We start from the raw sequence: 26,049 nt of genomic DNA on the forward strand, positions 1-26,049 counted from the left end.
CAATATCCCGCAGCGCGCCTTACACCACCAGACACCCATCCAGGCGCTCAAAGAGTGGCAGGCAAAGAAGCCGGATTTATTTGTTAAACGCGTTTATAACCAAGCGGGTCTTGACAGCTATCGGCTGGGACGCGCCGCGTTTATATGAACGGTTTTGACTTGACGGCGCTCCAGGGTGCGCTGGCGGCCGCAGGACTTTCCACTTTCCACTTTCCACTTCGCGCTGACGCACAGACAGCTTGCGATGACACCCGACATACCTGTGTATGTGACCCTGCGCCAGAGGATGGCGCGCGCAGGGATTCATCAGCCATTCGACTTTGGGAGAACACTATGAATAAAAAGCTCGCTGCATTTCTTTTTGCGACAGGTCTCGGCTTAGCTGTGACTGCGACGCCAGCCTTTGCAAGCTGCTATCACTACTGCGCTGTCGAATGGCGGGCTTGCATCGCTGGCGGTACTTCTCAAGCCGAGTGCGGCGCCGAGCAGTCCGCCTGCCAACAAGCCTGCAATTGACAGGTGGGGGGCTGCGCGCGTACCAGGCGCAGCCCCCAGCCGGTGACGATCACTCCGTCACCGGTTTGCAGATGTGCCACGGCATCCATGAACGCCCTGCGCAGGCGCTGTCTGGCGTCGGCGTCCAGGCGGTCGATGTCATACGTGTCTGTCAGGGCGGCCCACAGTTCGTTGGGTGTGGGCGTCCATGGGACGTCGATATCGTCAAACGCGACCTGTGCAAACGCGCCATCGAGCAGCTCGCGCCAGCCGGCTTCCGACCCGGCGCGCCGGTCGCCGAAGCGCAGCGGCGGCAGCGCGTTGCTGGCGATCGGTTTGAACACGCGCATGAAAACATCATTGACTTCGCCCAGCAAAAAAGTCCGTCCGACGATGGCCGCGAACTGGCCGCCGGGCCGCAGCACGCGGCGCATTTCGCGCACGACTTGTTCGATATCGTCCATCAGCATCAGCGCCATGTGCGACACGAGATAATCCACGCTGGCCGATGGCAGGTCCAGTGCCTGGGCGCGGCCACACTGAAGCTGCACGGATAGGGGCAGGGTGGCGTGCGCGGCGGCCAGTTCCGCCTGGCTCATGTCGACGCCGAGCAGTTGCAGCTGGGGCTGCTGCCTGGCTGCCAACAAGCCCAGCAGATGGCCGTCGCCGCAGGCAAGGTCGAGCACCGTTAGGGGCATATTGCTGACCGGCACTAGGTCGGTCAGCACGGCATAGGACGAGGCGTAGCTGGTAGACGCAGAGCGGGCGGGCAGGTGTGCAAACGCTGCGGAGGTCACGCCGACCTGGCGCTGATGAAAGTCCCGCAAATAGGTTTCGGCCGCTGTCAGTGGGGGCATGCAAGGTCCGCAAAGTCGTGGCGCCCGGGCGCCGGATGGCCATCTTAGCATGGGGAAAGTTTCGCCAGCGACCGTGGTGCATTGCGTGTATGAGCGTTTTTATCTGCCCACCATTGCGCCAGATCAGACTGCAAAGAGTGGAAAGCGATCACAGTACCTGAGCCCTTTTCGCAGCGAGTGACGATCCTGCCTTCTCATGCGCATCCTGATACTCTGCTTTGCCGCTGGCGCCGCCTGGTTGCAGATGCAGGCCAGCTTGCCGCCGCACGCGGGCGCGCTGCTGTTGTCCGTCGCTGGCGCTGGGGCGTTGGCTAGTCTGGCGCTGCGCCGCCACGCGCGCTGGCGCTCTGCTGTCGCGCTTTCCGCCGGCGTGGGACTGGGCTTTTATTGGGCCGCCTGGTTGGCCCAGGCGGCCCTGGCCCCGCAGCTGGCGCTGGCCGATGAAGGCCAGGACATCACCGTCACGGGCACGGTCGTCAGTTTGCCGTACCGCTTCGAGCAGGGCGTGCGCTTCAATTTTTCCGTGGAAAAGGCGCCGGGTGCGAAGGTACCTCCCTTGATCGCCCTGTCCTGGTACGCGGGTTTTCGCGATGAGGTGACGAATCAGGTGGGGGACGTGCAGCCGGGCGAGCGCTGGCGCCTGACGGTGCGATTGCAGCGCCCGCACGGCAACGCGAATCCCATGGGTTTTGACTATGAGGCGTGGCTGCTGGAGCAGGGCGTGCGCGCCACCGGCTACGTGCGGCCGCAGCCGCGCGCCGATACGCCGAACGTGCGCCTGGCGGCCTTCGTGCCCGGCTTCGGCAATGTGGTGGAGGCCAGCCGCGCGGCGTTGCGTGCGCGCATACTGCGCAGCCTGGACGGCAAACAGTATGCAGGCGTGATCGTGGCGCTGGTGGTGGGCGACCAGCGCGCCATTCCCCAGTCGGACTGGCAAGTGTTCAACCGCACGGGCGTGAGCCACTTGATTTCGATTTCCGGTTTGCACATCACCATGATCGCGGGCCTGTTCGCCCTGGGCGCGGGCGCGCTGTGGCGGCGCTCATTCTTTACGGACCGGCAACTGCCTTTGCTGCTGCCGGCGCAAAAGGTGGCGGCGCTGGCGGGCGCGCTGGCGGCCTTTCTTTACGTGCTGCTGGCCGGCTTCGGCGTGCCCGCGCAGCGCACCTTGTATATGTTGCTGGTGGTCGCGCTGGCCCTGTGGCTGGGACGCATCACCAGCATAGGCCATATCCTGTGCCTGGCGCTGGGCGTGGTCGTGTTGCTCGACCCGTGGGCCGTGCTGTGGCCCGGCTTCTGGCTGTCGTTCGGCGCCGTCGCCACCATGCTGTACGCCACGGCGGGCCGCACCACGGCGCCCTTGCCGGAGAGCGCCAGCCGCTGGCGCCGTTTGCGCGCGGCCGTGGCGCTGGGCGCGCATACGCAGTATGTGGTGACGGTGGGGCTGGTGCCTTTGACGATGCTCCTGTTCTCGCAAGTATCGCTGGTCAGCCCCGTGGCCAATGCACTGGCCATTCCCATCATCAGCCTGCTCGTCACGCCCCTGTCGCTGGCGGGCAGCCTGCTCCCCGCGCCCCTGTGTGATGGGCTGTTGCTGCTGGCGCATGCCATCGTGCAGATGCTGGCGCAAGTGCTGGACTGGCTGGGGGCGCGCCGTTTTGCCGTGTGGACGGCGCCCGCGCCGCCGTGGTGGAGTTTTTGCTGGGCATTGTTCGGCACGGCGTGGCTGCTGGCGCCACGCGGATGGCCCCATCGCTGGGCCGGCATGCTGGGCTGGCTGCCGCTGCTGACGGCCTTGCCGTCCAGTCCGCCGCCGGGCCGCATGTGGGTCACGGCCTTCGACGTGGGACAAGGCATGGCCGTGCTGGTGGAAACGCATGGGCACCGCCTGCTGTACGACACGGGTCCGGCCTACAGCCTCGATTCCGATGGCGCCAGCAGGGTCATCGTGCCTTACTTGCGCGCGCGCGGCATAGGCAAGCTCGACGGCGTGATCATTTCCCACAGCGACCTGGATCATGGGGGCGGCGCCGTTTCCTTGCTGGAAAACATAGACGTGGGCTGGCTGGCCTCGTCGCTGTTCGATGGCCACCCGGCGGTCGAGGCCCGGCGGCAAGCCCGGCGCCCGTATTTGCACTGCATGGCGGGTCAGAGCTGGACCTGGGAAGGCGTACATTTCGCCATGCTGCACCCGCTGCCAGCGAGCCACGACGATATATCGCTGAAACCGAACGCCCGTAGCTGCACCGTGAAAATCACGGCAGGCGAGCATGCAATTTTGCTGGCCGGCGATATCGAAGCGGCGCAGGAAGCGCAGTTGCTGGCGCGCTCGGCCGAGGGCGACTTGGCGGCCGACGTGCTGCTGGCGCCGCACCACGGCAGCGGCACCTCGTCGACCCAGGCTTTCCTGAACGCCGTCCATCCGACCTTGGCAATTTTCCAGGTGGGGCACAGGAATCGCTATAAGCATCCGAAGGCGCAGGTGTATGCGCGCTATGGTGATATGGGCATCACGCGGCTGCGCACGGATGTGGCGGGAGCAGTGGTGATGGAATTTGGGAGCAATATTGATGTGACGCAGTATCGTGCCAGCCGGCCGCGCTACTGGCATGGGCGCTAGCGCTTTCATGCTACGCTGCCCAAATCATCGTCCGAGGAGCCCAGATTGAGCCATTCCAGCCACGCTTACCGTATTGGCACGGCCCAGGCCGCCGACATCGACGCCATCACTGCCTTGCTGCAAGCCAACTCCCCCTCGCAGGGCGGCAGCCTGACGGGTGAGTTTTCGCGCGACAAGGTGGCCGCCATGGCGGATGGACAATCGCCCGTCATCGTCGCGCTGCATGCAGCGGACGGGCCTGTCGTTGGCGTGCTGTTCAGCGCGGCGACCGCCACCGTGCAGGCGCCCGTGGTGCTGGCCATGCTGGCCGCATATGCCGGAAGTGAAAACGCTTATGTGTACGGTCCCGTCTGCATTGCGGACTCGGAGCGGGGACAGGGTTTGCTGGCGCTGCTGTACTCTGCCATGCGAGAGCAGCATGGGCGCGCGGAGGCAGTGCTGTTCATCCGGCGCGACAATATCGGCTCGCTGCGTGCGCACGAACGGCTGGGCATGCGCGAAGTGGCCGCTTTTGTCTTCGATGGCGCGCAGTTCGCCGTGTATAGCGACGCTGGCGCCGCGGCATAGGCGCTACATTAGCCGTTCATCTGGTATCTCCAGCCCCCGCTGGCGCACATATTCCAGAAACAGCCGCGCCCCCTTGGCCATGCGCGAGGTGCCATACACGGCATGGATGCTGGGATCGAGCTCCTTCGACGACGTCAGCCGGTACGCCGTGCAGACTCTGTGCAAGCTGCCGTTGGCGACAGCCGGTTCCGCCAGCCAGCTGGCCAGGCGCACGATGCCGGCGCCTTCCAGGGCGGCCTGGAAAGTGGCGATGCCGGAAGTGAAGCGGAAACGCGGTTGCACCTGGTAGCGTACGTTGCGGTCGCTGGAGACGAAATGCCAGTCGCGCAGGATGCGCGGGGCCGAGTGCATGATGATGTCGTGGCCGGCCAGCTCTTCGGGTTCGTCGGGCGCGCCCATGCGTTGTATATAGTCGGGCGAGGCGTACATGTAGCGGCGGTAGTTCCACAGGGGATAGCCGATCAGCTCGCTCGACTGGGGGAATGCGCCGCGGATGGCAAAGTCCAGCTTTTCCTGGATGGGATCGATCGACTTGTCCGAGAAATGGATGTCCACCGAGACGTTCGGGTAATCGCGCGAAAATTGCGCCACCACCTTCGGCAGGAAACCCAGCGAGAGGATTTCCGGCGCCGAAAGGCGCACCCAGCCTTGCGGCGAGTTGCTCAGCTCGGCCAATTGATCTTCCGCCTCGGCCTGCGTTTCCAGCAAGTGCTTGGCCGACGCATAATACGTTTCGCCGGCCGTCGTCAGGGTGAACTGCTTTTGCGTGCGCAGGATCAGCTCGGCGCCGATGGCGTCTTCGAGGAACTGGATGGCGCGCGTGACGGCGGACGGCGAGCGTCCCAGCATGCGCGCCGCGTGGATGAAGCTGCGCTTTTCGACCACGGTGCAAAAGGCACGGATCTCCCACATCAGTTTCATCGACATCGCGTGACTCCTGGCAAAAGAGGCCAGTAGACCGCACGGGGCGCATTCCGTCAAGCGTTACGCCTGATTGCGTTTTCCGCAATTTGAAGTTGCATCCGGAAAAATCCACGGCGCCTATACTGCCGCTGTCGCCCATTCCTTACTGCCTATCATGCTGACCATCTCGCTGCTGTGTTTATTTGCCTTCTTTGCCGGCCTGATCGATGCCGCCGTGGGCGGGGGCGGGCTGATCCAGCTGCCGGCCCTGTTCAACCTGATGCCGAACATGGCCTCCACATCTTTGCTGGGCACGAATAAACTGGCGTCCGCCTGCGGCACCACGTTTGCCGCCCGCTCGTTTGTCGGCAAGGTGCACATCCCCTGGCTGCTGGTGCTGCCGGCCGTGGCCAGCGCCTTCGTCATGTCCTTCATCGGCGCGGCGGCCGTGTCGTATGTACCGCAGCAGGTGGTGCGCCCCATGGTGCTGGTGTTGATCATCATCATGGCCATCTACACCTTCATCAAGAAGGATTTCGGCACGACGCGCGAAGCGCGCCCCATCGGTCCGCGCGAACGCATCCTCGCCATCGTCATCGGCGGCGCGATCGGCTTTTATGACGGCCTGTTCGGGCCGGGCACGGGCAGTTTTTTGATTTTCCTCTTCATCCGCGTCTTCGGTTTCGATTTCATCCTCGCTTCGGCCTGCTCGAAACTGGTGAATATCGCCACCAACGTGGCCGCGCTGGCTTTCTTCATTCCCGCCGGCCATGTGGTCTACGCGGTGGCCGCACCGATGGCTGTGTGCAATATCCTGGGCGCCCTGACAGGCACCTGGATCGCCGTGCGCCGCGGCGCCGCCTTCGTGCGCATCCTGTTCCTCGTGCTGCTGCTGCTGCTGATCGTGAAATTGTCTTACGACATATTTTTCAAGTAATTGACTGCACGTAAAAACCTCACCGTGAAAACCATCCAGGGCGTGCTGTGGGACAACGATGGCGTGCTGGTCAACACCGAGCAGCTGTTTTACGAAAGCAACCGCGACTTGCTCTTGCCCTACGGCATAGACTTGACGTCGAAGCAATTCTTTGACTGGTTCCTGGACAATAACTACGGCGCCTGGCATGTGCTGCTGGGGCAGGGCCACGCTATCGAACTGGTCGAGCGTCTGCGTGCCGAGCGCACCTTGCTGTTTGCGCAACGCTTGCGCCAGGCGCGTGGGCTGGCCATACCCGGCATCGAACCGGTGCTGGCGGCGCTGCGCCCGCATGTGGCCATGGGCGTGGTGACGAGCGCTTACGCACAGCACTTCCAGATCAGCCATGCGGCCACGGGCATGTTGCAGCACTTCGACTTCGTGCTGACGCGTGAAATGTATGGGGAGAGCAAGCCGGCGCCCGACGGCTATCAGCTGGGCTTGCAGCGCCTGGGCCTGGCCGCTGCCGACTGCGTGGCCGTGGAAGACTCGCCGCGCGGCTTGCGCGCCGCGAACGCGGCCGGGCTGGAATGCATCATTGTGCGCAATCACATGAACCGTCACCACGCGTTTGACGACGCTTTTTGTGTAGTGGAATCGATGGCCGAACTGGGGGAGGTGCTGGCTTCCTTCGTGCCCGGCATGGCGCCAACGCGCCCGCTGGTACCTCGGAAATTAGAGGCCTTCCTCTGATACGTCGTGCCGGCATGCCATTACAATTGCCTATCGCATTCACCGGCAACATCCCACGATGACACTCCCGCAACTGCACTTTGCCCACGCCAACAGTTATCCTGCCGGCACCTACCGCAAGCTGTTCGGCTTGCTGGGCCAGCACTACGATGTGCAGGCGCTCGACATGCATGCGCACGACCCCGAGTACCCCGTCAGCACGGGCTGGCCCGAACTGGTGCGCGAGTATATCGATGAGCTGGAGCGCCGCTACAGCGGGCCCGTGATCCTCGTCGGCCATTCGCTCGGCGGCATGCTCAGCGTGATGGTGGCCAAGCAGCGGCCCGACCTGGTGCGCTGCGTGGTCTTGCTCGATTCGCCCGTGGTGGCGGGCTGGCGCGCCTTGCTGGTGCGCCTGGCGCGCAACACGGCCCTGGGCGAGCGGTTTTCTCCGTCGCGTTTTTCCGCCCGGCGGCGCAAGCTGTGGCCCGACGCGCAAGCCGCGTATGCACACTTTGCCGCCAAGGACATGTTCGCTATCTGGGCGCCGCAGGTGTTGCGCGATTACATAGACAGCGGCCTGGTCCCTCATCCGCAAGGGGTGCAGCTGCGCTTTACGCGCGAAGTGGAAACCGATGTCTACCGCAGCTTGCCGCATCACATCGGCAGCCTCGTCAAGGATGGTTTTCCCGTGCCCATCGGCTTTATCGGCGGCACGGAATCGGTGGAATGCCGTCAGGCGGGCTTGATGGCCACGCGCAAGCTGGTCGGCAAGTTTTTCCGCCAGGTACCGGGCGGCCATCTGTTTCCCATGGAAAACCCTGAACTGACGGCGCAAGTGGTGCGCGAGATGATCACTTCCTTGCTGGCGAAACAGTAGCCTGACACCAACGATTTTCATCTCGCAAGGGCCAAAAGTGGCGGTTTTTCGCGTAAAATCCTGCCATTCGGGCCGTGCCTGCAGCAGGCGTGCGGCCCCCGCCATTCTGATATTCTAGAAAGAACCCCCTGCGATGACGATTAAAAGCGATAAATGGATACGCCGCATGGCGGAAACAACGGGCATGATCGAGCCGTTCGAACCGGGCCAGGTCAAGGAACGCGACGGCAACCGCATCGTATCCTACGGTACGTCCAGCTATGGCTATGACATCCGCTGCGCCGACGAGTTCAAGTTGTTCACCAACATCAACACCACCATCGTCGATCCCAAGGATTTTGACGCGAATAATTTCGTCGATGTGTCGGGCAAGGGTTATTGCATCATCCCGCCGAACTCGTTTGCGCTGGCCCGCACGGTCGAGTATTTCCGCATTCCCCGCAACGTATTGACGATTTGCCTGGGCAAGAGCACCTATGCGCGCTGCGGCATCATCGTCAACGTCACCCCGTTCGAACCGGAATGGGAAGGCTTTGTGACCCTGGAGTTTTCGAATACGACGCCGTTGCCGGCGAAAATCTACGCCAATGAAGGCGTGGCGCAAGTGCTGTTCTTCGAGTCCGATGAAGTGTGCGAAACCTCGTACAAGGATCGTGGCGGCAAATACCAGGGCCAGGTTGGCGTAACCCTGCCCAAGACCTGATTGCCGTGAAGGGCGGGGCACCAGGCCTGCCTGGTCTTGCTTTAAAACTGTTTCAGCAGCCACGCTTTCAGTGCGGCTGACGGCTGGTACAGGGGAACATGGCCGCGCAGCAAGATTTGCGTGCTGCGCCGGTAGGCCGCGCTGTCGATGACGATGTTTCCCGTCGCCCCGTCCTGGCGCGCCACGATGGTGGTGGCCAGGATGCCGGCCGGGTTTGCTATGCCCAGTTCAATCTCTGCATCCGCTTGCCCGACGGGCGGCACGCCGCGCACCAGCGCATGCGCCACCGTGCCCGGTATCAGACAAGCCGCCGCCAGGCAGCAGCCGCCCGAGACGGCCAGCGAGGCGTGGCCCGCTTGCGGCGTAAAGTAGCGTACCGCAATATTTCCCTCTCCCGTTGCCGCTGCCACAATGCAGAACTTGGGGATGGTTGCGCTGCGTTCCAGTTCTTCCAATGTCATCAACCCGCCATCGCGCCGCCGCAAGCCCATCAGCAGTCCCGCCGCGCTCCACACCTGGCGGATGGCTTGCATGAACGCCGTGTCCGCCTCCAGTTCCCGTATTGCTTCCTGTGCCGTCTTGCCGAACTGGCTCGCTAGCGCGATGACCATGGGCACGGCCACGTCCACGCACGAGACGTCGTAGCCGTGTACCTTGTCTTGCGCCTTGCCTGTCGGTAATAATTTACCCGTCTTGGCGCCCGCGGGTTGCTGCAGGAACAGGTCGACGCGGGGGAAGCTGCCGGGCACGCCGGGAATGCCGGTGGCCGTAAAGCTGCCATCGAGTTCGCGCGCCATGCGCGAGGTGGTGATGACGCCCGTGTTGGTGTTGCGGATATCGATATCGTGCGCGCCGATGGCCAGCGCCTCGATCACGCCGCTGTCCAGGCCCCACAGTTGCAGGGCGGACGACATATTGCCGCAGTTCACGCTCCAGTCGATATCTCCGTGCTCGCCGGCCAGCTGCGCCAGGGTGCTGACCAGGCGCGGCTGGCCGGCATGCTGTTCCACCTCGACCAGGAAGACTTTGTTGCTGGTGGGCGCACCGCGTCCCAGGCCCGTGATCTGCCGGTTGCCCGGCAGCTGGCCGGATTGGGGCACGCCCATCAGGTGGCGCAGCAATTCCTCGCGCAGCGCCGGGTCGGCCGGCACGCAGGACGCATGCAAGACCAGGCCTGTCGATGTGCCGCCACGCATGTGGTGGACGGGAAACTCGATCACGCCGCAGCGCTGGCGGGGCACGTGGTCGGGCAGGGCGGGCAGCAGGGACATGGCGATCCGATCAGGGTTTGGCTGGAGTAGCGTCAGTGTGCCAGTTTTTTGTGCCGAGGAGCAACAATGTGTGCCGGCCGCGCTCTTTACCTGCCTTTACACCCGCGGCACTACATCCGCGCCCATGCCTGCCGTTAACCTTGGTATCGACACATTCGGGAGGCATCATGGTAGCGGCAATCGGTTCAGGCAGCGCAGTCGGCACAGTCGGCGCGGCCGGTAGCGCCAGTTCGGGCAGCAGTTCGCAGATCGCGGCGCTGCAAAAGCAGATCACGGCGGCGCAAAAGCAGTTGACGGAAACGCAGAAGGGCACGCAGACGGACGCGTCGCAAAAGCTGCAGCAGCAGCTGGCGCAGCAAATCCAGGCCTTGCAGGCACAAATTGCGCAACTGCAAGCGGCGGCCGCGCAACAGGCGGCGCAACAAGATACGCCGACAACCAGCAGCGCCGATACGGCGACGAGTCCTGCCAAATCAAGCTCGTCCACCCTGGGCAGCATCATCGATACGCAGGCGTAACAAGGTTCCCGGTAATGCTCAACGCCAGGCTCGCCGACAGGTCAGCCTGGCGTTTTGACGGGCAGCAGCATTTCCACGCACAGCCCGCCACCGCTGCGCAAGGTGGCCCCGATGCGACCCCCATGGGCACTGATGACGTGCTGGGCGATGGCCAGGCCCAGGCCATGACCGTCCGTGCTGTGCTGGGTATGGCTGGCGCGGAAGAACGGTTGAAAGATGTTGGCCAGGTCGGCGCCGGCCACGCCTGGCCCCCGGTCCAGCACGGCGATGCGCAGCCAATCATGCTGGCGCGACAAATTCACTTCCACCGTGCCGCCATCGGGGCTGTGCTTGACGGCATTGCGCACCACGTTTTCCACGGCGCGCGCCAGCAGTTCAGGCCGGCCCGTGACAGCGGCGTCGGCGATGGCCGCGTCGCCCGCCATGGCTATGCCCACCTGGCGCGCCTTTGCTTCGTAGCGGGCGTCTTCCATAATGTCGTGCAACAGGTCGGCGATGCCGACGTCTTCGCTGAGGGGGGAGCCGGCGCCCGCTTCCAGCCGCGACAGGGTCAGCAGTTCGCCGATCAGCTTATCCATGCGTTCGCTTTCGCGTTCGATGCGCTGCATCGAGGCGTCCATCTTGTCCGGCTGCTGGTGCGCCAGGCCGATGGCGGCCTGCAAGCGCGCCAATGGCGAGCGCAGCTCGTGCGAGACATCATGCAGCAAGCGCGTCTGGCTCTCCATGAGGCTGCGCAAACGGCCCGTCATGCGGTCGAAATCGCGGCCCAGGTCCGTCAACTCATCGCCGCGCTTGCCGCTGGCATGAAAACGCGGCGCCAGGTTGCCTTGCGAGGCGGCCTCGAACGCTTGGCGCAAGTCGCGGATGGGGCGCGCAAAATACCAGGCCAGCAAGAAGGAGAACAGCAGGCTGGCGGCGATGGCGGCGGCCAAGGGAGTGAAGGTGCGGTAGGGGCTGTCCATGCGGGGGCCGGCTGGCATGCCGCGGCCGAATTCGCCGCGTGGCGGCGGGGCGCCCGCTTCGTTGGGTCGTGGACCGGGTCCCATGGAGCGCGGGCCGTTCATGGCGACGGCATTGAGCGTGTCGCGCGCGGCGCCCGCCTCGGCAGTGCGAAAGCGTACGGATGAGGGCAGGAACAGCAGGTAGCGCACGCCGTCGCTGCCGCTGACCTCGCGCACCACGGCATGCGGCGAGCCTTGCGCCAGCAGCGCGCGCGCCTTGCCGAGTATGGCCGGATGGACCTTGCGGCCCATCAATTCTTGCCCCTGCGCATCGATGGCAAACACGCGCATGCGCTCCATCTTGCCGAGAAATTTCTGCAAGGCCTGGCTGCCGCCCGTTTCCAGCGTGGCGCTGGCCGCTTCGATGGCCATCTGTGCGGGCGGACTGGTGTCGATGTCGAGCGCCCGCTCCTGCTGCGCAGCCCGGTTTTTCAGCCAGAAGGTGCCGCCGATGCCGATGGTGGCCGTCACTTGCGCCAGCATGATGCACAGAAAAAATTTCCAGAACAGACGGCCCACGCTTACTCCTTGATCAGCTGGTAGCCGAGACGGTACACGGTCTGCAGGCAGGAGCGGCCGTCGGCCAGGCTGCCGAGTTTACGGCGCAGGCTGCTCAAGTGCACGTCGATATTGCGGTCGAAGCGGGCCATGGGCCGTCCCAGACCCAGTTCAGACAATTGATTCTTGCTCACGGGTTTGCCGGCATGGCGCACCAGTACTTCCAGAAGGTTGAATTCCGTGCTCGTCAGTTCCAGGTGCGCGCCGGCCCAGGCAGCGCGGCGCTGTTCGGGCCACATCGTCAACTGGCCCACGGCCAGCAGCGCCAGGCCCGAGCTGTCGTGCGGCGCCGCTTGCGAACGGCGCAGGATGGCGCGGATGCGCGCCGTCAGCTCGCGCGGCGTGCACGGTTTCGTCACGTAATCGTCGGCGCCCAGCTCCAGCCCCACGATGCGGTCCGTATCGTCGCCGCGCGCCGTCAGCATCAAGATGGGCAGGCTGCTGCCGGCGCGGATGCGGCGCAGGGTTTCCAGGCCATTCATGCGCGGCATCATGACGTCGAGGATGGCGATGGCGTACAGGCCCGTCAGCGCTTCGGCCGCACCGCTTTCGCCGTCATGCACGGCACGGGCGTCAAAACCTTCCTGCGTCAGGTATTCCTGGAACATGCCGACCAGTTCCACGTCGTCATCGATTAATAAAACCTTGCTCATGCCTGTGCTTTTTTCGGGTGAATATCGCCCGATGATAGCAGTCAAAGGGCGCCGTTCAGGGCGGTTTTACCCGCTTTTACATACGTCCACTTACATTTGTGCACCTTCCTAGTGCACCTTCCTTTACACGCTTTTACGCGGCCCTAACGTTGCTTTACATGCCAGACGCCGACAATCAAGGCTGATCGTCACGAAAGGAAAGTCCGATGAAATACCTGAATATCGCCGTATCCCTGTTGCTGTTGTCCACCTGCAGCATGCCGCTGCTGGCGCTGGCCCAGCAAGAATCTGCACCGGACGGCCCGCCGCCGCGCGCCATGGAAGGGTCGCCGCCCGGCTTTGGCCACGCTCCAGGCGGACCCGGCGCGCAAGGCTTGCCGCCGTTCCTGCGCGGCATCGAGTTGAGTGTAGCGCAGCAGGACAAGGTCTTCGCCGCCACCTATGCCCAGGCGCCCCTGCTGCGGGAGCAGGAAAAGATCGCTTTCAAGGCCCATGAACAGCTGCGCGCGCTGGCCGCGTCCAGCGCTTACGACGATGCGAAGGCCAGCGCATTGGCGAACACGGCGGCGCAAGCGATGGCGACAATCAGCTTGCAGCAGGCGCGGCTGGAGCAGCAATTGCTGGCCGTGCTGACGCCGGAACAGCGCAAGCAGGCGCAGCAGCGGCGCGACAGCCGCCAAGTTCCGCGCCGCCCCCGGCGACTCCCGTAAACGGCACGCGCGACCACAGGGAAAGTCAGCATGCGCATCCATGCCTTGCGTCCGGGCAGCAGCTTGCAGGCGCTCTCGCGACATGCCACCACGTGCTGTTCCTGTGCGCCAGCCTGAGCCCCGCCTTGGCGGGCTTGCCCCACTTGTTGGAGCATGTATGGGATTACATGATCACGGCCTGGCATCCGACCTCTAAATGATGCGGCACCAGCCTGCAGATGGCCACGGTGACGGGCAATGCCACCGATGGTTATGTGGTGACCTTGACGGTGGCCGTGAACGGTTAGCTTGCCGTCATGAAACCCAGGTCGCGCCGGCTGAAGTTGCCGATATTCGGGAACACGTCGGGCAGCTGGCTGTCGGCCACGCCGAACCACTTGGCCAGGGTGGCGCCGTACTGGTCGACGGAGGTGGTCGGCAGCAGGGCGCCGGAGCCCACGTCCAGCGCATGGCCCAGGCCCGTGGTGGGGAAGGCGCCGTAGATATCGCCGCCCTTCACGGCACCGCCCACGACAAAGTGGTGCGCGCCCCAGCCGTGATCCGTGCCGTCGCCGTTGCTGCTGAAGGTGCGGCCGAAGTCCGATGCCGTGAAGGTCGTCACCTGGCGCCGCACGTCGGCGCCCTGCAGGGTCGCCAGGGTGGCGTCGAAATACGCCAGCGCGTGCGCCAGGCGGGCCATCAGGTCAGCATGCAGCACTTTTTGCCGGTCATGCGTGTCGAAACTGCCCAGGGTTACATAAAACACTTGCCGTTTCGCCCCCAGGGCGCCGCGTCCGCCGATGATGCGCGCCACCGTCTGTAATTGCACGGCCAACTGGTTGACGCCGGACGCGCCCGTGTTCGGGTTGACATAGGGCGGCGGATTGGGCACGCCGCCCGCGCCGGCCGCCAGCATGGCGCCGCTCAGCACGCTCTGGCTGGAAATGGCGCGCTGGACTGTCGCCACGTGTTCCTGTTCCATCATGTCGTCGCCCGCCGTGCTGATGATGTCGCGCAAGGCGGTCTCGCCCTGGGTGGTGCCGAACAGGTAGCCGCTACCGCCGATATTGCGGATCGGCACGGCGCCCGCCTGTCCCACCTGGAACTGGCGCACCTGGCGCCCGCTGAGGAACAGCGCGTTCGACGCGGCCGAGATGGCTGTGAACGTCGCATAGCCGTTGCCCGTGCCCAGCAGGTCGCCCAGGCGTCCGCCCCAGCCCACGCTGGCGCCTTCCGGCAGGCCCGATTGCCAGGTCGATTGCTGGTCGTTGTGCGAAAACAGTTTCGGCGGCAGCGCCACGTTGCCTGCCTTGTATTGCGCCAGAGTCACAGGCTGGATCAGGGTGCCCACATTGGCAAGGATGGCGGCACGGCCGCCGTCGAACAGGTCTTTCACGGGGGCGAGGGCGGGATGCAGGGCGAAGCTGCGGCCCGCCTGCGCCGTGGCGGGCACGATCGGCAGCACGCCGCCCGTTTCGCCGACGCCGGGCAGGTGGATCGAATCGTTGCCGCCCGTGTTGCGCAGCCGCAAATATTCACTCCAGGATGGCGTGTCGGTGGCCAGTACCGTGTTGAAGGTATCGTTGCCGCCGGCCATGAACAGGCACACGAGGGCCTTGTAGTCGTCGGCGGACTGGGCTGCGGCCTGGCCCATGGCGGCCAGGTTGAGGGCGAATGGCGCGGCCGTGCTGCCGGCCAGGCCCAGCATGGAACCGAGGAAGCGGCGGCGTGAGAAGTGGGAGGTGATAGTCATGCAGCTTCCTTATTTTTGAACCAGGTATTCAGGCGAGGCCATGGCCAGGAAAATGGCCAGGTGCACGCGGTTGGTTTTCGCCGTCGTCACTTGCGCGGCATTGCTGCCGCTGGCTTCGGGAATCGCGATGCTGGTCACAGCCGAGACGATCTTGCTGCGTAGCCGGGACGACATATTGCCGGACATCAACAGCAAGTTGACCCGCTCCAGCAAGGCGCCCGGCTGGTCGGCCAGAGCCAGTTCGGCCGAGTAGTCGGCCCGCACGGCACGGCTTTCCGCCACGCCGCCGCGGATGGCGTCCTGCATGAAGTTCAGGTAACCGGTGACGGACGGCTCGGACGTGATCTGCATTTCCGGCGCCACCAGGCCCGCCGTCGCCAGCGCCGAGTTGGGCGGCACGTACGAGGGGCGGAAGTAGTTGAAGACGGACGGCGCGTTCATGGGATTCTGCCCCAGTCCCGACAGCGGATCGCTCAGGTAATAGATGCGGTACTGCAAGGCGGCATCTTTGGCGTTAAACGCGCGCATCCAGTTGCCGAGACGCACAAGCGGTTCGCGCAGTTTGCCCGTGCGCAGGCTGCTGCCGGCTGGCGCCAGCGCCTCGGGGTCCAGCAGCACGGCGCGGATCACGGCTTGCATGTCGCCGCGCACACCAGAGCCATTATTGGCAAAGGTGGCCGCAACCCGGCCCACATAAGCCGGGCTGGGATTGCTGCTGACCAGGCGCTGGATCAGCTGGCGGCTAAAGAAGGGGCCCGCATTCGGATGGTTGAACAGGGTGTCGAGGGCCAGCGCCATGTCCGCTTCGCCGCCGGCCGCGCCCGCCGCGCTCACGCCGAGAAAGCGCTTTTCGCTGGTGGAGTGAAACGCCGCATAGTTCTGCATCGGTTTCCAGTCGCGGTCCGGATCGGCCACGCTGCCATAAAAACGGTTCGCGCCCTGGTCCGGGCCGGCCCAGCTCCAGCCCGTAAATACTTTCGCCAGGCCGCTCACATCGTCGCGCGCGTAGGTGTCGATGGGTTTGCCACCGGACAATTTCAATGAGCCATCCGCGTTCAGCTGGTACAGGCCGATGGTAAATAACTGCATGACTTCGCGCGCGAAATTTTCGTCGGGCGTGCGCGTGGCCGATTCCTTCTGGTTGCGCAGGTGCGACAGGTATAGCCCCATCATCGGGTGGGTGGCCACGCCCTGCAGCAGGGTGCGGAAGTTGCCGAACGCCTGTTGCCCCAGCATATCGTAGTAACTGGCGAGGCCCCGCGTTTGCGGCCATACGGCCTCGTTTTGCGTGGAGACGACGAAGATTTCCGACAGGGCAAAGGCTACGCGCTGGCGCAACTGGTCGTCGCCGCGCACGGCCTGCTGCCAGAACGATTCATAAAAATCGTTCGGCCTGGCCTGGGTGGCCGCCGCGCCCGCAGCGGGATACTTGGCGTCGATATATTTGCGATGCAAGGTTTGTGGCTTGGAAAACTGTGCGCGGAACCAGGCGTCGCTATCGCTGGCAGCCAGCGCATCGATGGCGGCCATGTCCGGGCCGAACGTGGCGCGGCCCAGGAAGCGCGACGCTTCCGGGCGCGTAAAAGTGGCCTTCTGGTTGGCCGGCGGCGTGGTCAGGGGGGGCGGCGGAATGGTGTCGCCAGGCGTGGTACCGGGGGCGGTGGTCGTCGGCGGCACGACCGAAACGTCCGGGTTCTGGGTGGAGCCGGTCTTGCTTTCGCCACCACCGCCGCAGGCGGCAAGCAGGCTGAGCAACGTGATGGCCAGCAAACGGCGCAAAGTAGGGTCAGTCATTTAATTTCTTTCGGGCAATAAAAATATAGCCCGTTAATTGTAGGGCTTGCTTACCAAAATCCTGTTTCCAATTAACTATTTACGTGTTGGCTACGTTTATTTTTGACGGGCGTTGACGTGTTATTGAGGATGTTTTTGGTGAGGTAGAGCGAAGTTTGTTTTTTGAAAATGAAAAATATTTTTTCCAGATCGCGTGCACTGTGGTGGATAGGCGACGTAATCATTCCTGCCAATTAAGCTTGTGTGAAAGCTTATCTTGACAAGGAAACTCGCTACGCCGGAAACGATGGTTTTTACGCTATCGGCGAAGAGCCGTTCGTCATCCGCCCCGTCCTTCAGCGGCGCCAGCCATGAGCAACCGTCTGAAATGAAAAACGCCGCCTGATCTGCATCAGGCGGCGTTCATTGCCACTGTTTAAGGAAGGGCGACGTTTTTAGACGTTCTCGTCCAATTTGACGCAGTCGACGAAGTAACCACGCTTGCCATCGACTTCGCGTTTCACGAGGCCATGCACATCCGTCTCGAAGCCGGGGAAGCGCTCGTTGAAGTCGCGCGCGAAGCGCAGGTAGTCGACGATGGTCTTGTTGAAGCGCTCGCCCGGGATCAAGAGCGGAATGCCCGGTGGATACGGCGTCAGCAGGATGGACGTGATACGCCCTTCCAGTTCGTCGATGGCCACGCGCTCGATTTCGCGGTGTGCCATTTTGGCGAACGCGTCCGACGGTTTCATGGCCGGGATCATGTCCGACAGATACATTTCCGTCGTCAAACGCGCCACGTCGTAAGCCTTGTAGAAATCGTGGATTTGCTGACACAGGTCGCGCAAGCCCATTTTTTCGTAGCGGGGGTTGGCCGCCGCGAATTCCGGCAGGATGCGCCACATCGGCTGGTTCTTGTCGTAGTCGTCCTTGAACTGCTGCAAGGCCGTCAGCAAGGTATTCCAGCGGCCCTTGGTGATGCCGATGGTAAACATGATGAAGAATGAGTACAGGCCGCATTTTTCAATGATGACGCCGTGCTCGGCCAGGTACTTGGTGACGATGGACGCGGGAATGCCCGTTTCGCCGAACTGGCCGTCCAGCGACAGGCCCGGGTTGACGATGGTCGCCTTGATCGGGTCGAGCATGTTGAAGCCGGGAGCCAGGTCGCCGAAGCCGTGCCAGTCATCCTCGGCGCGTATCATCCAGTCTTCCTGCTGGCCCATGCCTTCGTCGTTGAAGGTGGCCGGACCCCACACCTGGAACCACCAGTCCTGGCCCCATTCCTGGTCGATTTTTTTCATGGCGCGGCGGAAATCGAGCGCTTCCATGATCGATTCTTCCACCAGGGCGGTGCCGCCCGGCGCTTCCATCATGGCCGCGGCCACATCGCACGAAGCGATGATCGAGTATTGCGGCGAAGTCGAGGTGTGCATCAGGTAAGCCTCGTTGAAGGCGTCCTGGTCCAGCTTGACCGTGTCCGATTCGCGCACGAGGATTTGCGAAGCCTGCGACAGGCCGGCCAGCAATTTGTGCGTGGACTGGGTCGAGAAGATCATCGATTCCTTGGCGCGCGGACGGTCCTTGCCGATGGCGTGCATATTCTTGTAGAAATCGTGGAAGGTGGCGTGCGGCAGCCATGCTTCATCGAAGTGCAGGGTGTCGATCTTGCCGTCGAGCATTTCGCGCAAGGTTTCCACGTTGTAGATCACGCCATCGTAGGTCGATTGCGTGATGGTCAGGATACGTGGTTTCTTGTTCTTCGCTTCGCGCGCGAACGGATTCGCCTCGATCTTGCGGGCAATGCTTTCCGGCGTGAATTCATGCAGCGGGATAGGGCCGATGATGCCCAGGTGATTGCGCGTCGGCATCAGGAAGACGGGAATGGCGCCGCACATGATGATCGAATGCAAGATCGACTTGTGGCAGTTGCGGTCGACGACGACGATGTCGCCCGGCGCCACGGTCGAGTGCCATACCATCTTGTTCGAGGTGGAGGTGCCGTTGGTGACAAAATAGCAATGATCGGCATTGAAAATGCGCGCCGCATTGCGTTCCGACGCGGCGACAGGACCCGTATGGTCGAGCAGCTGGCCCAGTTCCTCGACGGCGTTGCAGACGTCGGCGCGCAGCATGTTTTCACCGAAGAACTGGTGGAACATCTGGCCGATCGGCGACTTCAGGAATGCCACGCCGCCCGAGTGGCCGGGGCAATGCCACGAGTAGGAGCCGTCGTTGGCGTAGTGCACCAGCGCGCGGAAGAACGGCGGCGACAGGCCATCGAGGTAGGATTTCGCTTCGCGGATGATGTGGCGCGCGACGAATTCCGGCGTATCTTCGAACATGTGGATGAAGCCATGCAGTTCGCGCAGGATATCGTTGGGGATATGGCGCGAGGTGCGCGTTTCGCCATACAGATAAATCGGGATGTCGGCGTTCTTGTAGCGGATTTCCTCGACGAAGGCGCGCAGCGATTTCAAGGCGTGATCGGTTTCCTCGATGGAACCGGCGCCGAACTCTTCATCGTCGATCGACAGCACGAAGGCCGACGCACGCGATTGTTGCTGGGCAAATTGCGACAAATCGCCGTAGCTGGTCACGCCCAGCACTTCCATGCCTTCTTTTTCCATTGCGGCGGCAAGGGCGCGAATGCCCAGGCCGGACGTATTTTCAGAACGGAAATCCTCGTCAATGATGACGATGGGGAAACGAAATTTCATGCATGTCTCCAAAAAAGCAAGCCGCCCCTGACATAATGAAGGGGCGGACTAGGGCGCAACAGCCAGGCGGTAGTGAACCCCGGCAGCCGCAGAAAAAAAATAAGAACGGGATTCTCGCAGAAATGCGGCGTCTGCGGGAAAAAAATATCGCAGCTAAGCGTCACAAGCTTGCGCTAGCGTGACGCAAAGGTGTGACAGGGGTATTACAGCAACATTCTGGCTATCAATATCACCATATCAGGCTTTGCGTTGCAGCGTGACAAAGGCGTAAGGCAGGCCGGCTTTCTCCGAAACATGCGCTTCGCGCGCGATTTCTTGCCATACAGCATGATCCACGGCGGGGAAAAACGCGTCGCAGTCAAACGCCTGGCCGATTTCCGTGATGATCAAACGCTGTGCCAGAGCCAGTGACTGCTTGTAGATTTCGGCGCCGCCGATGACATAGCCTTCGGCGCCATCCAGCAGGGCGATGGCAGCTTCCACCGACGACACCGCTTCCACGCCCTCATGGCGCCAGTCCGGATTGCGCGTGATGACGATGTTGCGGCGGTTCGGCAGCGGACGGCCGATGGAATCGAAGGTCTTGCGGCCCATGAGGATGGGATGGCCCGTCGTCAGGCGCTTGAAGTGCGCGAGGTCTTCCGGCAATTTCCACGGCAGGGTGTTGTCGATGCCGATGCCGCCTTGCTGGTCGGTGGCGACGATGATGGTCAAATGGCTCATTGGCTCTGTGAAAAAGGTTGGGGCGAGGCCCGATGCCCGTCATTATCGTTGAAATTGCCGGCAGCCTCCAGATGCGCACGCATGGCTTGCGCCAGCGCGCCTGGTGCCTCCAGCGGAATCATGTGGCCGGTGTTGTCTTTTAGTAAGTGCAAGGTGGCCTGCGGCAGGCGGGCGGCCATGGCGCGCAGATCGTCGGGATCGACGAGCTTGTCGTCTTCGGCGCCCACGATCAGCACGGGAAAATCGAGCTCCGGCAAGCGCGCCATCAGGTCGGGGCGGTTGATGGTGGTGATGAATTGCGCCAGCAGCACGTCCTTGCCCAGGTCCAGCCCCATCTGCTGGATCAGGCCCGTGATGGCGACATCGCCCAGGTGCGATGGATGTAGCAGTTCGCGCAGGCGCTGGCGCGTGATGCCCGCATAGGCATTGCGTTCGAGCATGGCGACGATACGCTGGCGCGCGCTAATTTCCGCCGGCAGCAAACCTTGGGCCGAATTGGCGATCAAAGTGAGGGACTTCACGCGCTGCGGGTGCGCCAGCGCGTGTTCGAGCGCCAGGTAGGCGCCCAGCGAAAAGCCCACCAGATGGGCTTGCGGGGCACTGTGGCTGGCGATCATCGATTGCATCTGCGTGCGCGTGCGCGCCTGGTGCAAGGGAACGTGCTGTACATGAAAAGCGTGGCCCAGGGCAGGCGCCAGGCGCGACCACAGGCGTTCATCGCACAAGGTGCCGGGAATGCAAACGAGTCGCGTGGTGCATTCAGGCAAGTTCAAGCCAGGAGTCGTATCGCTCATGATGGTGAAAATTTTTGTCGAGCGGCATTATCCGTCATTTTGCGCATCCAGGCCGCGGCATGGTATTTTCTGTATGGCATTATTTTCAATAGTGCGCGGCTGGCAAGCCGGGACTTTATGGTAGGCTCATGGCTCATCAAGCCGGCCTACCGGCGACGTGACCGGAAACACCGAATGCAACCCACACATTAAAGAGGAAACACCATGGCGATCAGTTTGCAAAAAGGCGGCAATGTCAACCTGAGCAAGGAAGCTCCCGGCTTGACGAAAATTGTGATTGGCCTGGGCTGGGATCCGCGCGCCACCGATGGCGCCGCATTCGACCTGGACGGTAGCGCCTTCCTGCTGAAAACGGATGGCAAGGCCCGTTCCGACGCCGATTTCATTTTTTACAACAACCTGAAGTCGGTTGACGGCTCCATCGTCCACGCGGGCGACAACACGACCGGTGGCGGCGATGGCGACGACGAGAAAATCGCCGTCGACCTGGCCAACGTGCCCGCCGACATCGACAAGATCGCCGTGGCCGTCACCATCCACGACGCGGAAAACCGCAAGCAGAACTTCGGCATGGTGGGCAAGGCCTACATCCGCTGCCTGAATGGCGACAATGGCGCGGAAATCGCCCGCTACGACCTGTCGGAAGACGGCTCGACGGAAGCGGCCATGATCTTCGGCGAAATCTACCGCGCCGGCAGCGAATGGAAATTCAAGGCCATCGGCCAAGGTTTCAAAGGCGGCCTGGGCCCTCTGGCCCGTTCGTTTGGAATTAATGCGTAAAAAGCATGTTGCCGCCTGAAAGGGCGTACCTTTGCCGGGTGGCCACGCTGCCCGGTTTTGCTTCTTCTTTACATCTCCCTTCTTATCTGCCTGACTCCATGGAAAACCTGATCAAGGGGCAGCGTCTTGCGCTGTCCGGCCTCGTCACGGGCAACGTCGTGCAACTGGGTCTCGCCAGTACCGGCGTGCCGCTGGACTTTGCCTGTTTCGGCCTCGACGCCAACGGCAAACTGTCCGACGACCGCTACATGACTTTCTTTAACCAGCCGCGCACGCCGTGCGGCGGCGTCGAAGCCTCGGCGCCGTCCGGCGATGCGGCCGGGTTCAGCTATCAGCTGGAGCGTTTGCCTGCCTCCATCGAACGCCTGGTCGTCACGGCCGCCATCGATGGCGCGGCCACCATGGCGCAGCTGGGCAGCGGCTATCTGCGCCTGCTCGACGGCGGGCGCGAGCTGGCCCGCTACACGTATGCGGGCGCTGATTTTGCGCAAGAAAAAGCCGTCATGCTGGGCGAGTTCTACCGCAAGGGCGGGAGCTGGCGCTTCATGGCCGTGGGCCAGGGTTTCAATGGCGGCCTGGACGCGCTGGTCGCCCATTTCGGCGGCGAAGTGGCGCCGGCCGCTCCCGAACCCGCGGCGCCGAAAATTTCCCTGTCGAAAATCTCGCTGACCAAGGCGGGCCAGACGCACAAGGTCTCGCTGGAGAAGGGCGCGGGCGCGCCGAGCAAACTCACCGTGAAGGCCACCTGGCTCGATAACGGCGATGGCGACGACGATAACGACGATCTCGATTTGCGCGTCGGCATTCTCTTGCCGAACGGCCAGATGCGCTTCATCCAGGCGCCGGACACGGCCGGCAGCTTCGACGTCATGCCGTATGTGCGCCACCTGGGCGATGTGGCGGGCGCGGCGGGCAAGGAGCCGGCCACGGAAACGGTGGAAGTCAATCCTGCGTTGGCGCAACATTACGGCGGCACGGTGGGCCTGGTCTTCAGCGTGTATTCGGCGCTGGCCAACGGCGCCGTCCCGGTGGCGTCCATGCGGCCGAAAATGGTCATGCAATATGGCCAGCAGATCGTCGAGTGCGCGTTCGACTTCCGCCTGTCCAAGGCAGCCGAGGACGACACGGTCTACACCTATGTGATCGGCATGGCGCGCATCACGCCCGACAGCATCATCCTGGAACCCTCGGGCAAGACGTCCGAGCCCGGCAGCGAAGCGACGCCGTGGCTGAGCTGGCAGGGCGAGAGCCTGCAGCTGGCCTTTAACGGTCCCGTCGTCTTCAAGGGCGAGGACAAGGAAGATGAAGATGATTTCAACGCGGACAATCCGCGCCGCTACATTGCATAGGAGACACTGATGGAAACCTTGTCCAAGGGACAGCGCTTGCCGCTGGCCAATCTCGTTCCCGATGGCGTGCTGGAAATCGGCGTGGCCGTGCAGGGACTGGCGCTCGATGTGGCGTGCTTCGGCCTTGATGCTGCCGGCAAACTGTCCGACGAGCGTTACATGACCTTTTTCAACCAGCCGCGCACGCCGTGCGGTGGCGTGGAAGCGCGTGCCGGCAGCGGTGGCGACATGGCCGCGTTTGCCTTGCAACTGGCGCGCTTGCCGGCCGGCATCGACCGCCTCGTCGTGACGGCGTCCATCGATGGCGGCGGCGTGATGTCGCAACTGCAATCCGGACACGTGCGCCTGCAGGCGGACGGACGCGAATTGGCCCGCTTTGCTTTCGCGGGCAGTGATTTCGTGCAAGAAAAAGCCGTCATGCTGCTTGAACTCTACCGCAAGGATGGCGGCTGGCGCTGCATGGCCGTGGGCCAGGGTTTCAATGGGGGACTCGACTCTCTGGTGCGCCATTTCGGCGGCGAAGTCGACCAGGCCGCTCCTGTCTCTCCTGCCGCGGCTTCGGCAATTCAGCAGGCGAAGATCAACCTGGAAAAGCGCGTCGAACGCGAGGCGCCGCAACTGGTCAGCCTGGTCAAGCAGGCCGGCGTGTCCCTGCAAAAAGTGGGCTTGTCCGAGCACCGTGCCAAGGTCTGTCTATGCCTGGATATTTCCGGTTCCATGGGGCGGCTATATAAAGAGGGGCTGGTGCAGCGCTTTGCCGAACGCATCCTCGCCCTCGGTTGCAAGTTCGACGACGATGGCGAGATCGACGTTTTTCTTTTTGGCAAGAATGTCCACCATCCGGCGCCCATGGAATTGAGTAATTGCAACACTTATGTGGGGCAGGCGATCACCCGTCACCCGCTGGAAGGCGATACGCGCTATGGCGCTGCCATGCAGGCGATTCGCGCGTTTTATTTCCCCGACGCGGCCGGCGGCGAGCGCACGCGGCCCGTCACCGCCGAGCTGCCCGTGTACGTGATGTTCGTCACCGATGGCGGCACCAGCGACCAGGCGACAACGGAGAAGCAATTGCGCTGGGCCAGTAACGAGCCCATCTTCTGGCAATTCATGGGCATCGGCAAGGGGCGCAAGTCGAAAAGCAAGTTCCTCGCCGCCTTTGCCGATTCCGACTTTCCCTTCCTGGAAAAGCTCGACGAATTGCAGGGACGCCTGGTCGACAACGCCAATTACTTTTCCGTCAGCTCACCAGACGAGCACAGCGATGCGGAACTGTATGACTTATTGATGACGGAATATCCGGGCTGGCTGAAACTGGCGCGGGGGCAGGGCTTGCTGAACTGATCGTGCTGCGATTTTAGTTGGTGAGCTTGATGGCAATCGTGGTACCTGCTTCTGGCAGCAAGAAGCGCGCCTTGTCGTAGCTGGGCGGCCCCATCAGTGAACTCGCGTCGTTGCTGCTGCCCGTGGGTTCGCTGGGAATCTTGAAAAAGTTGCTGTCCAGCTTGCCGTTGGCATTCACGTCCTGGAACACCGCGACAGCGTATTCGCCCACAGGCAATTTATCCAGGTGCAGCTGGACGGTGCTGCCGTTGGCTGGCACCGTGGCCTGCTGCAGGGGGTTCGAGAGGAAATGCGCGGCCGATTGGTAAATGGCCGCTTTTACTGTGCCTGCACCGGGCTGGACATTGTTGACGGTCACGAGCAGGTCGGCGGCGCAGGCCAGTCCTGCGGCTGGCAGCAGCAGTGCGATGCACCAAGGTATGATTTTTCTCATTTTTCGTCCTTCGGTTGATGTTATATGGACAGCAAGCGGCGCAATTCAGTGACATGCGCCTGGTAGGCGGCGCGTCCTTGCGCAGTGGTATGGATACGGGTTTGCGGTTTCTTGCCGACGAACTGCTTTTCGAGCGTCACATAGCCTGCGCGTGCCAGCGTGTCCAGGTGAGCCCCAAGATTGCCGTCGCTTGCCTCGGTCAGCGCTTTCAGGCGCACGAACTCGATGCTTTCATTTACTTGCAATACATTCAGGGCAGTCATGATGCGCAAGCGCGTGCTCTGATGGATGATGTCGTCCAGGCCAGCCATGATGTTCTCCTCAGGCGGCGCGGCGCAGCCAGGTGCCGCCAAGCAGCAATCCGCCCCCCGCCAGTATCGCCATGGCCAGATTGAACCAGGGGGCGAGAAAATGGTAGGCGATGAAAGTCAGCACGCAAATGCTGGAGCCCAATATCGTCCACCGCACACCATGCCAGAGGCCGGCAAGCATATACACGAGCATGAACAAGCTGGTCCAGAATACCGAGATGGCGCCGGGCCGGTGCACGATGAAAGTCGACACCATGATGCCGAAGGCAACGAGAATGGCCATGGCCAGCCAGATGCGCCGGTCGCCCGGCTGGCTGGCGGTCTTTTGCCGGCTCAGCAGATACGCCGTACCGAGCATGCCTGCCACGTCGGCAATCAGCCAGCAATATCCGGTGCGTGCCGGTGCAAGATAGCTGCCGAGATAGGCGCAGAACCAGACCACGCCCCACAGCTGTACGATGACTCCCGAGCGCCAATAACGCAAATAATGTTCACTGCGCGTCTGGGTTTGCTCCACTTCCTGCAGGTATTGTTGGGCTTGTTGCGGATTTAGCATCGTGTTCTCCTTATTCGCTCTGTTGTGCAGAGTACTCTATAAGTAGGATATTCTTTCGTCAAGCGTTTTGTTTTACCTTCAACTGTATGAGGCTGTACGACCACAAGTGGAAGAGATTTGTAAATTGAAGTAAATAACAATGGTTCGCAT

24 protein-coding genes are annotated in these 26,049 nt (G+C 62.7%); 11 read left to right on the forward strand and 13 right to left on the reverse strand.

What is annotated here, in order from left to right; genetic code table 11:
* Positions 1-464 precede the first annotated feature (464 nt).
* A complete protein-coding gene (locus ACQ4WP_RS22985; RefSeq protein WP_436524675.1) occupies positions 465-1,352 on the reverse strand; it encodes a class I SAM-dependent methyltransferase in 888 nt (295 codons plus the stop codon).
* Positions 1,353-1,548: 196 nt separating this feature from the next.
* On the opposite strand from ACQ4WP_RS22985, the gene ACQ4WP_RS22990 reads away from it, so the two are divergent.
* A complete protein-coding gene (locus tag ACQ4WP_RS22990; protein WP_436524677.1) occupies positions 1,549-3,972 on the forward strand; it encodes a DNA internalization-related competence protein ComEC/Rec2 in 2,424 nt (807 codons plus the stop codon).
* A 45-nt stretch (positions 3,973-4,017) separates the two neighbouring features.
* Complete coding sequence (locus ACQ4WP_RS22995; RefSeq protein ID WP_436524679.1) at positions 4,018-4,539, forward strand: GNAT family N-acetyltransferase; 522 nt, start codon at positions 4,018-4,020, stop codon at positions 4,537-4,539.
* Positions 4,540-4,542: 3 nt separating this feature from the next.
* Here ACQ4WP_RS22995 and ACQ4WP_RS23000 read toward each other — a convergent pair whose 3' ends face one another.
* A complete protein-coding gene (locus ACQ4WP_RS23000; protein WP_436524680.1) occupies positions 4,543-5,466 on the reverse strand; it encodes a LysR family transcriptional regulator in 924 nt (307 codons plus the stop codon).
* Positions 5,467-5,617: 151 nt separating this feature from the next.
* On the opposite strand from ACQ4WP_RS23000, the gene ACQ4WP_RS23005 reads away from it, so the two are divergent.
* From ACQ4WP_RS23005 to dcd, 4 genes are all read left to right on the forward strand, one after another.
* Positions 5,618-6,379, forward strand: coding sequence for a sulfite exporter TauE/SafE family protein (locus tag ACQ4WP_RS23005; protein ID WP_436524682.1), 762 nt, complete (start codon positions 5,618-5,620; stop codon positions 6,377-6,379).
* Entirely contained in the window at positions 6,380-7,111 is a 732-nt protein-coding gene (locus ACQ4WP_RS23010) for an HAD family hydrolase (RefSeq protein ID WP_436524684.1), read from the forward strand.
* A 58-nt stretch (positions 7,112-7,169) separates the two neighbouring features.
* Positions 7,170-7,970: an alpha/beta fold hydrolase gene (locus ACQ4WP_RS23015; RefSeq protein ID WP_436524686.1), complete on the forward strand. Its 801-nt coding sequence runs from the start codon at positions 7,170-7,172 to the stop codon at positions 7,968-7,970.
* 133 nt (positions 7,971-8,103) lie between these two features.
* Entirely contained in the window at positions 8,104-8,673 is a 570-nt protein-coding gene (gene dcd, locus ACQ4WP_RS23020) for a dCTP deaminase (RefSeq protein WP_035819543.1), read from the forward strand.
* A 41-nt stretch (positions 8,674-8,714) separates the two neighbouring features.
* Here the strand turns inward: dcd and ACQ4WP_RS23025 are convergent, their stop codons facing one another.
* Entirely contained in the window at positions 8,715-9,944 is a 1,230-nt protein-coding gene (locus ACQ4WP_RS23025) for a PrpF domain-containing protein (protein ID WP_436524688.1), read from the reverse strand.
* A gap of 167 nt (positions 9,945-10,111) precedes the next feature.
* On the opposite strand from ACQ4WP_RS23025, the gene ACQ4WP_RS23030 reads away from it, so the two are divergent.
* Complete coding sequence (locus tag ACQ4WP_RS23030; protein ID WP_436524690.1) at positions 10,112-10,462, forward strand: FlxA-like family protein; 351 nt, start codon at positions 10,112-10,114, stop codon at positions 10,460-10,462.
* Positions 10,463-10,503: 41 nt separating this feature from the next.
* Here the strand turns inward: ACQ4WP_RS23030 and ACQ4WP_RS23035 are convergent, their stop codons facing one another.
* Both ACQ4WP_RS23035 and ACQ4WP_RS23040 read right to left on the reverse strand, forming a co-directional pair.
* Positions 10,504-11,982 (reverse strand): sensor histidine kinase, encoded by a 1,479-nt coding sequence (locus ACQ4WP_RS23035; RefSeq protein ID WP_436524692.1) that lies wholly within the window; start codon positions 11,980-11,982, stop codon positions 10,504-10,506.
* A gap of 2 nt (positions 11,983-11,984) precedes the next feature.
* Entirely contained in the window at positions 11,985-12,674 is a 690-nt protein-coding gene (locus tag ACQ4WP_RS23040) for a response regulator transcription factor (protein WP_436524694.1), read from the reverse strand.
* 206 nt (positions 12,675-12,880) lie between these two features.
* On the opposite strand from ACQ4WP_RS23040, the gene ACQ4WP_RS23045 reads away from it, so the two are divergent.
* Positions 12,881-13,384, forward strand: coding sequence for a Spy/CpxP family protein refolding chaperone (locus ACQ4WP_RS23045; RefSeq protein WP_436524696.1), 504 nt, complete (start codon positions 12,881-12,883; stop codon positions 13,382-13,384).
* A gap of 283 nt (positions 13,385-13,667) precedes the next feature.
* Here the strand turns inward: ACQ4WP_RS23045 and ACQ4WP_RS23050 are convergent, their stop codons facing one another.
* From ACQ4WP_RS23050 to ACQ4WP_RS23070, 5 genes are all read right to left on the reverse strand, one after another.
* Positions 13,668-15,116: a DUF1501 domain-containing protein gene (locus ACQ4WP_RS23050; protein ID WP_436524698.1), complete on the reverse strand. Its 1,449-nt coding sequence runs from the start codon at positions 15,114-15,116 to the stop codon at positions 13,668-13,670.
* Positions 15,117-15,125: 9 nt separating this feature from the next.
* Positions 15,126-16,910 carry a DUF1800 domain-containing protein gene (locus ACQ4WP_RS23055; RefSeq protein ID WP_436524700.1) on the reverse strand — a complete coding sequence of 595 codons (1,785 nt, stop codon included), beginning with the start codon at positions 16,908-16,910 and terminating at the stop codon, positions 15,126-15,128.
* 434 nt (positions 16,911-17,344) lie between these two features.
* Positions 17,345-19,609: an Orn/Lys/Arg family decarboxylase gene (locus tag ACQ4WP_RS23060; protein WP_426073678.1), complete on the reverse strand. Its 2,265-nt coding sequence runs from the start codon at positions 19,607-19,609 to the stop codon at positions 17,345-17,347.
* Positions 19,610-19,846: 237 nt separating this feature from the next.
* Positions 19,847-20,332, reverse strand: a complete 486-nt coding sequence (locus ACQ4WP_RS23065; protein ID WP_436524703.1) for a dihydrofolate reductase — start codon at positions 20,330-20,332, stop codon at positions 19,847-19,849.
* Entirely contained in the window at positions 20,329-21,126 is a 798-nt protein-coding gene (locus tag ACQ4WP_RS23070; RefSeq protein WP_436524705.1) for an alpha/beta fold hydrolase, read from the reverse strand. Before ACQ4WP_RS23070 ends, ACQ4WP_RS23065 begins: the two co-directional genes overlap by 4 nt.
* Positions 21,127-21,330: 204 nt before the next feature.
* Here ACQ4WP_RS23070 and ACQ4WP_RS23075 point away from each other — a divergent pair, with 204 nt between their 5' ends.
* The 3 genes from ACQ4WP_RS23075 to ACQ4WP_RS23085 all read left to right on the forward strand — a co-directional run bounded on the left by ACQ4WP_RS23075 (position 21,331) and on the right by ACQ4WP_RS23085 (position 24,599).
* Positions 21,331-21,906, forward strand: coding sequence for a TerD family protein (locus ACQ4WP_RS23075; RefSeq protein ID WP_099763491.1), 576 nt, complete (start codon positions 21,331-21,333; stop codon positions 21,904-21,906).
* 98 nt (positions 21,907-22,004) lie between these two features.
* A complete protein-coding gene (locus tag ACQ4WP_RS23080) occupies positions 22,005-23,255 on the forward strand; it encodes a TerD family protein (RefSeq protein ID WP_436524707.1) in 1,251 nt (416 codons plus the stop codon).
* A 9-nt stretch (positions 23,256-23,264) separates the two neighbouring features.
* Positions 23,265-24,599 carry a VWA domain-containing protein gene (locus tag ACQ4WP_RS23085; protein WP_436524709.1) on the forward strand — a complete coding sequence of 445 codons (1,335 nt, stop codon included), beginning with the start codon at positions 23,265-23,267 and terminating at the stop codon, positions 24,597-24,599.
* Between the two features lie 13 nt (positions 24,600-24,612).
* On the opposite strand, the gene ACQ4WP_RS23090 is transcribed toward ACQ4WP_RS23085, so the two are convergent.
* From ACQ4WP_RS23090 to ACQ4WP_RS23100, 3 genes are read right to left on the reverse strand one after another with little or no spacing between them, the layout of a single operon-like run.
* Positions 24,613-25,032 (reverse strand): DUF2141 domain-containing protein, encoded by a 420-nt coding sequence (locus tag ACQ4WP_RS23090; RefSeq protein WP_436524711.1) that lies wholly within the window; start codon positions 25,030-25,032, stop codon positions 24,613-24,615.
* Positions 25,033-25,052: 20 nt separating this feature from the next.
* Positions 25,053-25,343 (reverse strand): winged helix-turn-helix domain-containing protein, encoded by a 291-nt coding sequence (locus ACQ4WP_RS23095; protein WP_436524713.1) that lies wholly within the window; start codon positions 25,341-25,343, stop codon positions 25,053-25,055.
* Positions 25,344-25,353: 10 nt separating this feature from the next.
* A complete protein-coding gene (locus ACQ4WP_RS23100) occupies positions 25,354-25,899 on the reverse strand; it encodes a hypothetical protein (protein WP_436524715.1) in 546 nt (181 codons plus the stop codon).
* Positions 25,900-26,049 lie beyond the last annotated feature (150 nt).

It is taken from the genome of Janthinobacterium lyxosi (assembly GCF_051380665.1).
Lineage (GTDB): Bacteria > Pseudomonadota > Gammaproteobacteria > Burkholderiales > Burkholderiaceae_D > Janthinobacterium.